Raw genomic sequence first — 13,740 nt, 5'->3', positions numbered from 1 at the left:
AATATTTTGATATGCCCTACGAAAAAAGGCTCCCGGAAGGGAGCCTTTCTGCATTCGTGGTGCTGTCAGACAAGCCGCGCTTAGCGGTCGTCCATCTCGACATAGTCGCGCAATGGGGCGCCAGCAAAGAGCTGACGTGGGCGACCGATGCGCTGGGACGGATCTTCCACCATCTCTTTCCACTGGGCAATCCAGCCCACGGAACGAGCCACAGCGAACAGCACGGTGAACATCTCTGCCGGGAAGCCCAGAGCACGCAGGGTGATGCCGGAATAGAAGTCGATGTTCGGATAGAGTTTCTTCTCGATGAAATACTCATCGCTAAGAGCGATCTTTTCCAGTTCCATTGCGACCTGCAAGGTCGGATCATCGCCATGGCCCAGTTCATTGAGCACTTCATGGCAGGTCTGCTGCATGATGCGCGCGCGCGGGTCATAGTTCTTGTAGACGCGATGGCCAAAGCCCATCAGGCGGAACGGATCATTCTTGTCTTTTGCCTTGGCAACGAACTCGGCCACGCGGTCAACAGTTCCGATCTGATGGAGCATGTTGAGGGCAGCTTCGTTGGCGCCACCGTGGGCCGGGCCCCAGAGGCAGGCGATGCCCGCAGCGATACAGCCGAACGGGTTGGCGCCCGAAGAACCGGCAAGACGAACCGTCGAGGTCGAGGCGTTCTGCTCGTGGTCCGCATGCAGAATGAAGATACGGTCCATGGCGCGTGCCAGCACAGGGTTCACTTCATATGGTTCTGCCGGAACGGAGAAGCACATGTGCAGGAAGTTTGCTGCATAGCTGAGGTCGTTGCGCGGATACACAAACGGCTGGCCGATGGAGTATTTGTAGGCCATGGCTGCCATGGTTGGCATCTTGGCGATCATGCGAAGGGATGCGACCATGCGCTGATGCGGATCGGCAATGTCCGTGGAGTCATGATAGAAGGCAGACAGCGCGCCGACGATACCGACCATCACAGCCATCGGGTGGGAGTCTCGACGATAGCCAGTGTAGAACTTGCTCATCTGCTCGTGCACCATGGTGTGGCGCGTCACACGGGTGTCGAAGTCTTTCTTCTCTTCAGGAGTCGGCAGGTGGCCATAAAGCAGCAAGTAGCAGGTTTCAAGAAAGTCACCATGTTCGGCCAACTGTTCGATCGGGTAGCCACGATACAGCAGAACGCCCTTTTCGCCATCGATGTAAGTGATTTCTGACTCACATGATGCCGTCGAGGTGAAGCCTGGGTCGTAGGTGAACATTCCAGTTTCTTTGTAGAGGGACCCGATGTCGATAACGTCTGGCCCGATAGATCCGCTTTTGATGGGGAACTCCCAGGACTGGTCACCAACAGTCAAAGTTGCTTTTTTATCACTCATTCGGATACTCCCAAATTTTGAAAACTATTTGCTGTTGTTTATGGCGGTTGAGCTTCGTGCGTGGGTACGAGAAACTTTCCGCGACAACGTAGGAATTGCGCTTTCGGTATCTGATTTTTTGCTCGGTAGCAAGCAGCCTTAGGACTGAATATAGGTGTCGGACTGTGAAATATATAGGACTTTCAGTGTCTTATCCTACAAAAGTATGAGCGCTTCAGTCTCATGACATTCGTAATTGTTGAAACAATTATCGCGATAAGACTATGCTTATTCTGCTGGAAATTGGCAAGTAGGGATTCATCTTTTTGTTTGTTGCGCATTTGCCCTGAAATCTTGTCATTCATACTCAGGATACGCAAAAAGCCGACCTATTGGTCGGCTTTTGTGTAGTTTTTCTAAAAAGGCTGTGTAAAAACCCTATTGGGCCTGATCCTTAAGGCGGGCGATCGATTCATCTTTGCCCAAAATAATCAGAACGTCGAAGATGCCCGGAGACGTGGCACGACCGGTCATGGCAGCGCGCAGCGGCTGGGCGACCTTTCCAAGCTTGAGATCCTTCTCTTCGGCAAAGGCTCTCACCTCGGCGTCCGTGCTCTCCAAGGTCCATTCGCCAAGGGCCTCAAGACGCGGCAAAAGCTCCTTCAGCATGGCGCGGGACTCGTCGGTCAGCTGCTTGGCTGCCTTCTCTTCCATCTCCAGCGGCCGGGTGTCGAACAGGAAGGCCAGACCGTCCTTGAGTTCGAGCAGCGTCTTGGCGCGTTCCTTGACGCTCGGCATGGCCAGCATGATCTGGGCCTCTTTGGCATCATCGATCTTGTCCAGCATGGCCTGCCCGTCTTCCAGATGAGGCAGCAGGGCGATGAGCTGGGTATAGAGGTCGGCGTCATCGGCATGACGCATGTGAATGCCATTGAGGTTTTCGAGCTTTTTGAAGTCGAAACGCGATGCGGCCTTGTTCATGCCTTCGAAGCTGAACCATTCGACCATCTGTTCGGTCGTCATGACTTCGTCGTCGCCGTGGGCCCAGCCCAGACGAACGAGATAGTTGCGCATGGCCACCGGCAGATACCCCATGTCGCGATAGGCTTCAACGCCAAGAGCACCGTGACGCTTGGACAGCTTTGCGCCATCCGGTCCATGGATCAGCGGAATATGCGCCATAACGGGAACATCCCAGCCCATGGCCTGATAGACGAGCTTCTGGCGGGCTGCGTTGGTCAGGTGGTCGTCGCCGCGCATGATGTGGGTGACGCCCATGTCATGGTCATCGACAACCACGGCAAGGTTGTAGGTCGGGTTGCCATCCGAGCGCATGATGATCATGTCATCAAGGTCCTTGTTGGGGAACTTGACAGTACCCTGAACCTGATCCTCGATCACCGTGAAGCCTTCCTGTGGAGCCTTGAGGCGAATGGCCGGAGCGACGCCTGCCGGTGCTTCGGACGGGGCACGATCGCGCCAGGTGCCATCATAGCGCGGCGGGCGCTTCTCGGCGCGGGCCTTCTCGCGCATTTCGGTCAGCTCTTCAGGAGAGCAGTAGCAGCGATAGGCCATGCCCTTCTCAAGCATCTGCTCGACAACTTCCCGGTGGCGTTCAACACGTGAATATTGCGAGATGGGGTCGCCGTCATAGCTCAGGCCCATCCACTCCATGCCAGCGATAATCGCGTCAATGGCGGCATCGGTGGAACGTTCGCGGTCAGTATCTTCGATGCGGAGCAACATCTTGCCGCCGTTGGCCTTGGCATAGAGCCAGTTGAAGAGAGCGGTGCGGGCCCCGCCGATGTGAAGAAAGCCTGTCGGGGATGGAGCGAAGCGCGTTACAACCTGGGAACACATAATGCTATCAGTAACCTGTTGTTCGGGATATAGTAGACCAGCAGTTGAGGCAGGTTGTGCGGGAAAACTCTTGAGAGCCTCGCACTGCACACTGCTTCATGAACCGGCGATCGAAGTTGTGAAGGATCTAGCACAGCTTGCGCCTGTGGCGAAAGACCTCAGGGCTGTCAGAGTGTCGAAAAAAGGGTGCATAAGGACGAAATATGGCGCAAAGCCCCTTCCATCAGCCAGAGGAAGCCGCCGAAACGGTCTGGCCCCTTGCTCCGCGCCCCAATGACACCCCTGAGGAGGATGGAGGGGAAGCTGGTACTGGCGTTGGATATGACTGGCAGGGCCTGACTGGTCGTCCTGCGCTGGCGCGGCGCCTGATGTTTCGTCTGGAAGCCTTCTGGCAGCTCTTGGCGCGCAACTGGCAGGAAGACTGTGTCGATCAGAATGCCCGCTTTCTCTGGGTGGGCGTGTTCATGGGGTTTGGCGCGGCGGCCTATTATGCCTTGCCGGATGAGCCAAGCTTTCCGGTGTTGCTTGCAGTGGCAATCGGGCTTTGTGTCTGGGCTTTCATCCGCGCGCGCAGGGGCGTGGTGACATTTCCTTTGCTGTTGGCCACGTCTGTCGTTGTCGGGTTGTGCGCGGCCTGTGGGCATGGGCAGTTTGCCACCACACCGGTGCTGGCGCAGAGCTTTTCCGGCGAAGTTACTGGCCGTCTGGAGCGGGTTGAGCAGCGCGGCACGGCAGAACGGCCGCAGGAGCGCTGGACCATTGCCGTGGAGGCGATCAACAAGCTCAAAGCTGAAGAGACTCCGCGCAAGCTATTGCTCGTTCGGCGGGCCATGGGCAAGACCTATCGGGTCGGAGAGCGGCTGAAGATGGTGGTGCAGGTGACGCCGTTGCAACAGCCTGCCTATCCGGGCGGGTTTGACTATGGCCGCTATCTCTGGGCAAGGGCGATTGGCGGGCAGGGCTATCTTGGCCGTTCCATCACGCGATTGCCGGAAAAGCAGGAAGGCGCACTGGCTTCCTTTGGCCTGATGCTGAAAGACGGGATCGAACGCACAAGGCAGCGGGTTGCCAGCTATATCACCGACAGGGTTGACGGCAAGGCGGGTGGTCTTGCGGCAGCGCTGGCCGTTGGCAAGCGGGACTTTCTCTCTGACGATGTGGAAACGGCGCTCCGGCGCAGCGGGCTTGCGCATATTCTTGCCATCTCAGGGCTACATATGGCGCTGGTCACCATGACAGTCTTCTGGGGTGTTCGTGGCTTTCTGGCCTTGTGGCCGTTCCTGTCGCTGCGCTATCCGATCAAGCAGTGGGCGGCGGGGGCGGCTCTGCTCAGTGCTGTGGCCTATCTGGTGCTGTCCGGGGCGTCAGTTGCGACCATCCGGGCGTTCTGCATGACGGCTATTTTCCTTGTCGCGATATTGGCAAAACGCCCCGCGATGACCATGCAAAATCTGGCTCTGGTCCTGATCCTGCTGATTATCATGCAGCCTTATGGTGTTGTCGAAGCGGGTATGCAGATGTCGTTTGCAGCGACGGCTGCGCTCATAGCCTCCTATGATCGACTGACCCGATTTCGATATCGCCGCGTGGATGCGGATCATGGCTCTGGCGCGGCGCGTGGGGCGATGACGGAGGGGATCTTGACTGCCGGGAGATGGATCTCCGGGATTGGACTGACGTCGCTTATCGCAAGCATTGCAGTGTTGCCTTTCTCCGTTGCTCATTTTCAGCAAATGGCGCCGTATGGTCTGGTGACCAATCTGCTGGCAATGCCGCTGGTCAGCCTGCTGGTGATGCCCATGGGATTGGTCACCGTGTTGCTGACGCCATTCGGGCTGCAGTCCTGGCCGCTGAAGCTGGTCGAGTGGGGGCTTGATTGGGTGATTGCGATTGCCGAGATGACCTCGCGCTGGTCATCTGCGGACTATTTGGTCATCAAGGCGGGCGGAAACTTTCTGCCGCTGGCGGTGCTGGGGCTGGCTGTCTATACCATCCACCGACGCCTGCTCTCGGCGCTGGCTGTCATGCCCATGCTGCTCGCCTTGGCGCTCTGGTGGTATAGCCCGATGCCTGATGTATGGATATCCGAGGGCGGGACGCGTATCGCCAGTCGTGATGCAAACGGCGCATGGCAATTGACCGGCGGGCGCAGGATGACACTGGATTTCAATGCGCTTTTGCGGGCCGACGGCGACACCCGGGCTCTGGGAGACCGCACATCTGTCGCCGAAGTCTCTGCCTGTGACAAGGAAGCCTGCCTTGTTCCGTCTCTCTACACGGTAAGGGGCGACAGAACGTCTTTGTCGCTGGCGATTGTCAAGAAGCCGGATGCTTTTGCTGAAGAATGCCTGCGGCGCGATATCATCGTGTCGCAATTGCCGATCCCGCAAAGCTGCATTGGTCCGGCGCTGATCCTTGGCGAAGCCGAATTGGCTAAAGCGGGGGCTCGCTTCCTCTCATTCAAGGCAGTCGACAGCGGAGACACGGTTTCTTGCAAGGAAGCGACCGGAGGTGGTCCATGTGGGCTGAAATATGGGCAGAGTGCCGATGTGCTTGACAACGGCGGCAGGCCGCGCTGGACGCTGAAGGAAACGGCGGTTCTGCCGCAGGGAAAGCGGCCATGGATGCCGCAATCCTGAGCGCTTCTGCTAGATGGCAAGACCTCTCAGACCTCTGAAATTGCACTTTAAAGCACAGATCGACCGATACTTCTGGCAGCCTGTGCTTTACTCCATAGCCAGATGACAAGCACCCGATCCGTGCTAGTTGGTATCTTCGCATGACTTTCCAGAGGCTTTATCCGACGTCAGGTCGTTGCCAGGACCTGTCAGGAAAGCCAGCCAGAAGAGCCTGCCAGAAAAGCCAGACAGTGGCGGCCCGTTGGCAGAGGCAAGCCGGTCAAGCGGATGGCTCAACCGGCCGGGATGCTCCTAATACTGGCGCATCAGCCCAACGAGCTTGCCCTGAACGCGGACACGGTCTGGCCCGAAAATACGGGTCTCATAAGCCGGGTTGGCAGCTTCCAGAGCGATGGAAGCCCCTTTCTTGCGAATGCGCTTGAGAGTCGCTTCCTCATCGTCCACAAGGGCGACGACGATATCACCGGAAACCGCATCGTCGGATTTCTTGATGACGACCGTGTCGCCATCGAGAATGCCAGCCTCGATCATCGAGTCACCACGCACCTCAAGGGCAAAATGTTCACCACCGCGCAGCATTTCGGCGGGAACGGAAATCGTGTGTGATTGGTGCTGGATGGCAGAAATGGGAACACCTGCGGCGATGCGGCCCATGACCGGGACTGAAATGCCGGTTCCTTCCTCTGCTGTCTCGGGGGCGGCAGGTTCATCTCGGCGAGCTTTGCCAAGTCCGCCTTCTACAACGCTTGGAGAGAAGCCACGAGACGGACTGCCAAGGGTGGGTTTCAGGGATTCGGGCAGTTTGAGCACTTCCAGCGCACGGGCACGGTTGGGCAACCGGCGAATAAATCCGCGCTCTTCCAATGCAGTGATCAGGCGATGAATGCCGGACTTGGAACGCAGGTCAAGGGCGTCTTTCATTTCGTCAAAGGAAGGGGGAACGCCTGATTCCTTGATGCGTTCGTGAATAAACATCAGCAGTTCATGCTGTTTGCGTGTGAGCATTTCCCTCTCCAATTCCCGCGTGTTTTGTTCGCCTGAGCGAAACATCTGTGGCACAAATCACGAACAAACTATACATGTTCTTGCTGTGTTCTGCAAGCGGGAATATGTCTGATATGCTGTTGTCGAGCAAAGACTTTTGGGCTTTGACGGGTGCCGGAAGGACGGCTCGCTTGAAGCGCGTCATTGTCTGTAGCGTTTGAGCAAATGCCAACTCGAATGCATCGACATATCTGTGAGGACCTGCTTATAACTTTATGAGTAGACATGCTTTTTCTGATCGATGGCAAAGCCGTCAGGAGGTGGCTGCGATCATGTCTTGCTGGCTGTGAAATCGAGGATGCGCTTTCCGATAGCCGTCAAATGTCCATCGGGCGCTCGCCGCTGGAGTGGGGCATTCAGTACCAGTCTCTTCAGGTTTTGATGGTGATGGGCGAGGTTGGCTCGGTTCTAACCTGTCTGGATTCATCTTTCACGCTTTGATTCTGGTCTTCATGATCCTCAATCACAGACATGAAAATGCCACCAGCAGCCCGGAGCCGTTGGTGGCCTCAAGACTTGCTATCGCGCAGGACAGCAGGTCAGACGCAGCCGTTCTTGAAGGTGATGATGGGCCACCGTTGCTGACGGACGGTCTGCTTCTTGACCCAGGCGTTGCCGTTTTCCGTTTTCACCTTGCACCACAGGCCATCGGAGGCGACGGTGCAAACTTCGGCGCTGACGCAGGCATTTGGCTTCAGTACGCCCTTGATGGCGGCACTATTGCGCGGTTCGGCGCGTGCGTTGAGGTTTACGAGAATCTGGATGGGAGACGGCGAGCCGATGGTTGCCGGTGGCGGGGTGAAGTCTTGTGGTGACGCGCAGGTCTGGCTGTAACCGATGTAGGAACATTCGATGGACTTGCGGGCCTGCTCGATCTTTTCAGCCACTTCCAGACGCTCGAAGATGATCGGCAGCTTGCTTTGCAGGATGGAACCGCTCATCCGTTCCTGATTGCCGCCGACCAGAGCGATGGCACTCTTGTCCGCAGTGACAAAGACCAGCTGATTGTTCTGGATCCGCCAGCCTGCGATGGCGGCAAGGGCGCCGGTGCAACCGGTCTTGGCAATCGGGAAAATGTCGTCTTTCAACTCGCTGGAGAACTCGAAGATGCAGCTCTTCTGATCGGAGAAATTCCGGTCATAGGTGATCCAGCGTCCAGCGAAGGCTTTTGCCACGGCACTTGGGGTTTGAGCCAGAGCCGGGGTCTGTGCAAGACAGCCCAGCCAGAGGAGAGTGGATGCGAAAACTGCGGTTAGCCTGATCATTGATTTCACCGATACGAAATGGATCACAAATGGTTTTTGTCCTCCGGCGCCGAGGTGCCGAAATCAAATTCTCGATGGGTGCTCTGAAGGAGCTTGTCATTGGAAAAGAGGTCGAGCCGGGCGGTGACATGGTCGCCCGTCGACAGGCGCAAGGAGACCTTGCTTGATGGATAGGTCTTGTCGCCGTTGACCATTATCCTGTTGCTCTGCCTGGTGGTTGCCTTGCCGTTCGGCCCCGATTTGATGACTTCGAGTTTGGCAACATAGTCGCCGGGGGCCGCGGGATGCAGAACGCCTGAAATGGTGAGCTGATCGCCATTGGTCTCAAAGACAAGTCTGGGCTCTGCTTTTTGGTCGGCGGCCATGGTTGGCGTTCCCATGCTCGGGGTGACGGCAAGGCCAAGCAACAGCGACAGACGCATGGCCGGGCCAAGTCTCCGGCCATGGCCGGTTGGAATTGTCTTTTGTGAAACGGGATGTCGCAAGGCCATGCTCCCCCAATCCCTGCCCGAAGGCAGGGTTGGGCGTTGGAAGGATCAGAACTGGACTTGCGTAATGCTGACGGACGCGCCGTTTGTCGACACGGTGACCGGCTGAGTGGTCGTGACGCCATTGGCATAGAGCGTATAGGTCACGTTTGCACCGTCGACCCCGGTGGCAGATGTTGCATTGCCCTGTGCTACCAGCTGACTGTCATTGTTGGAGCCGACCTGCGTCAAGGCCGCGGTGACATTGTTGCCGTCCACAGTGATGGTGCCGTTGTTGTCCGATCCGTTTTGCAGGATTGTGCCGTTGGAAAGGCTGCCGTCAATGCTGACCTCGGCATTGTTGCCAGCGCCGGTCTGCACGACTGCCGCAAAGGAAGGTGCACCAGCTCCGGAGTTGACATAGATATCGGCATTGTTGCCCGGTGCCTGTCCCTGACTGTTCTGCTGCAGGTAGACCACGTCATCCTGCCCCTCGATCGTGATGTTGGCGCTGTTGTTGTCGCCCAACTGCAAGATCGGATGGTTGGTTGCTTCATTGAGATTTAGAGGGTTCGAAAGATCGAGCACCTCGAATTCGGAATTCTCAAGCGCCGGCTTCTCGATGAAATTCACCCCACCGATCTGACTGCCGATTGCTGTCTTCTGATCGATGGAAATGGTGTTTCCGGCACCCTCCTGAAGCAGGATCAGGGTGTTTTCATCACCGGCCAGAGCGGTTGAAAGCGGGAACCCCGCAAGGGATAGTGCGAGAGCGCCCAAATAGAAGGCTTTGTTCATGTGCCAGTCTCCTCATTCATTGGCACAGAATGACCCTAGAATGATCTTTGCGAGATGTTGATGCTGTTGTTGCTGCCCATCTGGCTGAAGCTCACGTGGTTATTCTGTCCATATTGCTGCACGGCGGCCTGATTACCCGTGCCCTCGATTGAGGCCTGAAGCGAGTTGTGCGCTCCATTTTGCAGGAAGGAGAACAGATTGCTGTTGCCGCTGACATTCACAATCATGCTGTTGTCGAACCCTTCCTGGATCAATTCTCCCGGCTGCAATCCACTTTTGAGCGCCACGCCCGAAAAGATGGAACCATTTGCGCCGCCGTTGTTGTTTCCTTCGATGGTGATGTCCATCAGATTTTCGCCCCAGGCGCCCAAAGCAAAGTCCTGAGTGAGGCTCAGGCTGTTGTTGTCGCCGGTGATGTTCATCTCAATGACATTTCCATCCAGATTTGCGTCATCAAGTAATTCGATTACATTCGTCTCCGCATATGCCTGTGTGGCCCCGCTCAAGAGGAGAATTGTTGCCAAAGCCGTCAGTTGTTTTTGCATATCCCTGTTCCTTTGCTTTCAACTGAAGCCAGTAGATCAGGGAAATCTTTAATGAGCTCTTATGTGAACCTCTTAAGCGTTGCGATTGAGTCTTTTCTTGATGACAGAGTGAATCTTATCTTAAATCCTGTGGTAGAAAAATTCAATAGCACAACCTGTTTCTACTGCAGGATGATGAGCTGGTTGTAATTGCCCGACTGGCGGTAGTAAGCGTAGTTGTCGCCACCGGTCTGGATGACAGCAGACTGGTTGGACGAGCCATGGATTGCACCGTCGATGACGTTCTGATCACCAGACTGGGAAAAGGCGAATTTGTTGAAACTGCCTTCGCTGATCTGCACGAAGGCGACATTGAGGTTGCCTGTCTGAATGGCCTGACCGGGTGTCAGGGTGCCTGCAGCGCCGAGCACAACATCCGTGAACCCGCCCAGAGCCGTGTCATTATTCTGATCGCTGCGGGTGAGGGGGCTGACGCTGCCGTCAAAGGCGATTGACATGGTGTTGTCATTGCCGGTCTGTACGGCGTTCAGTTCATTGTCCTTGCCGCGATAGGAGACGGACAGGGCGTTGCGGTCTCCGCTCTGGGAAAAGTTCAGCCGGTTGCCGTCGCCGATCTGCAACGCTGCCACCTCGTTCTCCGTTCCGTCGGTGGTGCCGCTCAGCCAGTTGCCGTCGCCATCCTGCACGAAGCCGAACACCGTCATCGAAGAGACACCCGAAGTCACGAAGTTGAGCGTGTTGTCATCACCGAGCTGCTTGATTTCCGCCTGCGCGACGGCCAGCTGTTTGGTGATGGCGTGGGTGAATTGTCCAAGGCCACCGAACCCGTCGCCGCCGTTGTCATCCCCGCCAAGCTGAACGGTGGCAAGGTTGCCCGCCACGCTGACGAGATCGTTGTTCTGGATGAGGGAAAGCAAAAGGTTGCGAGAGCCGGTCATGGTGACCGCAGTCCTGTTGCTGCTGCCGATCTGGTTGAAGCTGGAGATCAGGTTGTCCATGCCCGCCCGTTGCAGGATGGAAGCTTCGTTGGAAAGCCCGTATTGCAGGAAGGTGTCTATGGCATTGCCGCGATATTGTTGTGTGATATCGACGCGGTTTGCGCTGCCCTCCTGAACCAGCCGATTGATGCTGTTGCCATCATCACTATTGTTTCCGCCGTCATATTGCCGGATCGTGGCAACGTTAGGGGACAGGGCGGTGGCTGTCTGAATCTGCTGGATCTCGCCGATGAAGTGATTACCTTGACCATCGCCTGAGCCATCTGTGCCATCAAGGGCGTTGTGGCTCTGAATGATGGTGAGGCTATTGCTGCGTGCCGAGGCATAAGTATCGGGTGACACCTGAGAGATGGCGCCAATCTGGTTGATGCCGATGGCGTTGTCGTTTTCCTGCGTGATATCGAGGCTATTCAGGGCACCGGTCTGGTAGAGCCCCTGTAGGCCGAGGCTACCGGAGGACGCCCGCGCCCCTGCCTGGTTGCTGTATCCCGTCTGGGAAATCGTCATCTCGTTGCTGATGCCCTGCTGGGAAATGAAAATCTGCCTGTCATCAGCACCAATCTTGTTGGCATCGCCAAGCTGGTTGATGTCGATGACGTTGGTAACACCGGTCTGTCCGAGATAGACTTCGTTTTCATCAGCCAAAGCCGCCGTCGCGCATGTTGCCATGGCGAGGCTGAGCGCTGCATTCTGCACAAGATGACGGGTCTTTTTCATGGATCTATCACTCCACATGGGGATCGGGCATCAACGCCCGTGAAATGCAGGATGGGCGTGGATCGTCCACCCTGTTGTTGCTATTCCTGGGCCGTTACTGACTGATGCCCACGATGTTCATCGAGCCGATTTGAGCAACCTGAGAGCTGTTGGCGTTGCCATGCTGACTGATCGCCACTTCGTTGCTGTCACCTGCAGTGATCGAAATGTTGATCATGTTGTCATCGCCATTCTGCATCGTGGCCACAAGGTTGCTGGAGCTGTTGAACCCGCTGTCACCAATGGCCAGCGCCAGAGTGTTGCCGGAACCGGACTGGCTCAGATAGCCGCTATCAAGCAGCAGTGACGCAGCCGCGCCACCGACGGACCAGGTGCCCATGCCGTTGTCATTGCCGTAGATTGTGGTTGTCAGGCCGTTGCCAGCACCAAGCATCTGGGTTGCATCAAACGAGTTGGCATCGCCAAGGATTGCGAATTCGGCTGAACTGCCAGATGTCGTGTTCTGAGTAGAGCTGATGGTGTTGTTCTGGCCAGTGATGTCCACGGTGAGGACGTCGTTGTTGCTGGTGGTTTGCCGTGAATTCACAGTATTGCGATCACCTGTCACCGAGACACTGGCGTCGTCATCATGACTGCCATTGATCTGTTTGATATAGACCTCGTTTACATCTCCAGTAATGCTGTTCACACCCGTGTTGCTGTAGCCGTTTTCCTGATAGACAAGACTGTAGTTTCTGTCGCCAACGATGGTTGTCGTTGCTGTGTGGCCATTGCCTCTCTGATTGATGTAGGCTTCGTTGTTCACGCCGGTCACATCACTGGAGTCAATTGAGATGGTTGCCGAGTGGTTGGTGGTGCTGGCCCCGATTTGGAAAATGCGGATGCGGTTGAAGTCGCCATCCTCAACAGTGATGTCAGCGTCTGCACCGTTTCGCTGGCTCAGATAGGCCCAGTTGTTATCGCTGCTGTCGCCCAGATCAATGCTACCGGTATTGAAACCCCAACCCTGCTGGCTGACGCCGACGTTGTTGTCGTCGCCGACGATCTTCTGGATGGTCAGCGTGTTGGCATCGGTGGCCGAATGGGCAATCTGGGAAACGCCCAATTCGTTGCGATCCCCTTCCACATTCAGGGTGTTGATGCTGTTGGTGCCGCCAGACAGATTGGTCTGGGTTGCGCCGAACTGGTTGTCGTCGCCGGTGATATAGAGCTTGATCTCGTTATCGCTGCCAGACTGGATGATTTCACTGCCATTGACGCCATTGATTGCAGCGTAGTTGGTCAAAGTGTCGGACGTGCCATTGCCATTGCCCTCGATCTTGACGACCAGATTGTTGGTGCCATTGCCGTTGTTGGTCTGGGATACGGATTTGATCCGGTTCCCTGCGCCGTCCTGGCGAAGGATGGCCCGGTTTTCACCATCTGCGGTGGTTTCCTGCCGAACGGAGCCAACGATGTTGGCGTTGCCGACCTGCTGCTTGATGCGCAGATAGTTGGCGCCATCGGCACCTGCGGCGGTGTTCTCAATCTGCTGGACCGAGCCAATGATGTTGCCGTCGGTGGCCTGTAACGCCTCAAAGCCATTGTTTGCGCCAGTCTGGTCGACGCCGTCGCCGAGAAGGCCGATGGCGTTGTCGCTACCGCTCTGGGTCACGTCAAGGCTGTTGGAGGAGCCGTTCTGGAGCACAGTGTCGCTGGCGCTGCCAAGCTTGTTGCGGTCGGCTGTCCCGCCGGTGTTGGTCTGATCCACTGACGCGCTGTTGTTGGTGCCCTGCTGTGTAATGAATGCCTCATTGTTCGCCGCGTAGGCCAGACCTGCCATGGCGATTGCGCTGGTTGCTGCGGTTGCCATCAGTGCCAAACGAATTCTAGTCATTTGATGTCTCCAATACTCTACTCATGACTTGCATGCGTCTGGGCCTTGCCCGATCTGCGTTTATGACGTGTGCAGTGTTTGAGTGCTTTGAAATGAAACGTAAAAATGAAACTTTGCCCCGATCTGATGCCGATTTTTTCCTGAGCTGGAGCGGCCGGTCTGCCACTTTCCGCTCTGGACCC

General features: G+C 56.4%; 11 protein-coding genes. 2 read left to right on the top strand and 9 right to left on the bottom strand.

Features of this window, described 5'->3' with window-relative positions; genetic code table 11:
• Positions 1-80 precede the first annotated feature (80 nt).
• Both gltA and gltX read right to left on the bottom strand, forming a co-directional pair.
• On the bottom strand, positions 81-1,370 hold the full coding sequence (gene gltA, locus DSL70_RS08590; protein WP_119307513.1) for a citrate synthase: 1,290 nt from the start codon (positions 1,368-1,370) through the stop codon (positions 81-83).
• A gap of 417 nt (positions 1,371-1,787) precedes the next feature.
• On the bottom strand, positions 1,788-3,209 hold the full coding sequence (gltX, locus tag DSL70_RS08585; protein ID WP_119307512.1) for a glutamate--tRNA ligase: 1,422 nt from the start codon (positions 3,207-3,209) through the stop codon (positions 1,788-1,790).
• Positions 3,210-3,412: 203 nt separating this feature from the next.
• Between gltX and DSL70_RS08580 the strand changes: the two genes are divergently transcribed.
• A complete protein-coding gene (locus DSL70_RS08580) occupies positions 3,413-5,848 on the top strand; it encodes a ComEC/Rec2 family competence protein (RefSeq protein WP_119307511.1) in 2,436 nt (811 codons plus the stop codon).
• A gap of 291 nt (positions 5,849-6,139) precedes the next feature.
• Here DSL70_RS08580 and lexA read toward each other — a convergent pair whose 3' ends face one another.
• Entirely contained in the window at positions 6,140-6,853 is a 714-nt protein-coding gene (gene lexA / locus DSL70_RS08575) for a transcriptional repressor LexA (RefSeq protein ID WP_119307510.1), read from the bottom strand.
• Positions 6,854-7,117: 264 nt separating this feature from the next.
• On the opposite strand from lexA, the gene DSL70_RS08570 reads away from it, so the two are divergent.
• Positions 7,118-7,333, top strand: a complete 216-nt coding sequence (locus DSL70_RS08570) for a hypothetical protein (RefSeq protein ID WP_119307509.1) — start codon at positions 7,118-7,120, stop codon at positions 7,331-7,333.
• A 98-nt stretch (positions 7,334-7,431) separates the two neighbouring features.
• On the opposite strand, the gene DSL70_RS08565 is transcribed toward DSL70_RS08570, so the two are convergent.
• The 6 genes from DSL70_RS08565 to DSL70_RS08540 all read right to left on the bottom strand — a co-directional run bounded on the left by DSL70_RS08565 (position 7,432) and on the right by DSL70_RS08540 (position 13,558).
• Positions 7,432-8,157 carry an SH3 domain-containing protein gene (locus DSL70_RS08565; RefSeq protein ID WP_119307508.1) on the bottom strand — a complete coding sequence of 242 codons (726 nt, stop codon included), beginning with the start codon at positions 8,155-8,157 and terminating at the stop codon, positions 7,432-7,434.
• A gap of 23 nt (positions 8,158-8,180) precedes the next feature.
• Positions 8,181-8,648 (bottom strand): curli-like amyloid fiber formation chaperone CsgH, encoded by a 468-nt coding sequence (gene csgH, locus DSL70_RS08560; RefSeq protein ID WP_162916476.1) that lies wholly within the window; start codon positions 8,646-8,648, stop codon positions 8,181-8,183.
• Between the two features lie 45 nt (positions 8,649-8,693).
• Positions 8,694-9,422 (bottom strand): hypothetical protein, encoded by a 729-nt coding sequence (locus DSL70_RS08555; RefSeq protein WP_119307506.1) that lies wholly within the window; start codon positions 9,420-9,422, stop codon positions 8,694-8,696.
• A 35-nt stretch (positions 9,423-9,457) separates the two neighbouring features.
• Positions 9,458-9,967 carry a hypothetical protein gene (locus DSL70_RS08550; protein ID WP_119307505.1) on the bottom strand — a complete coding sequence of 170 codons (510 nt, stop codon included), beginning with the start codon at positions 9,965-9,967 and terminating at the stop codon, positions 9,458-9,460.
• Between the two features lie 161 nt (positions 9,968-10,128).
• The gene (locus DSL70_RS08545; RefSeq protein WP_162916474.1) at positions 10,129-11,682 is read right to left on the bottom strand and encodes a hypothetical protein; all 1,554 of its coding nucleotides are present in this window, start codon (positions 11,680-11,682) and stop codon (positions 10,129-10,131) included.
• A 94-nt stretch (positions 11,683-11,776) separates the two neighbouring features.
• Positions 11,777-13,558, bottom strand: a complete 1,782-nt coding sequence (locus tag DSL70_RS08540; protein ID WP_119307503.1) for a beta strand repeat-containing protein — start codon at positions 13,556-13,558, stop codon at positions 11,777-11,779.
• Positions 13,559-13,740: the final 182 nt, after the last annotated feature.

This window comes from Cohaesibacter haloalkalitolerans, from assembly GCF_003574655.1.
Classification (GTDB): Bacteria; Pseudomonadota; Alphaproteobacteria; order Rhizobiales; family Cohaesibacteraceae; genus Cohaesibacter; species Cohaesibacter haloalkalitolerans.
The sequence above is the reverse complement of the archived record's forward strand: the minus strand, read 5'-3'. Positions and strand labels throughout refer to the sequence as shown.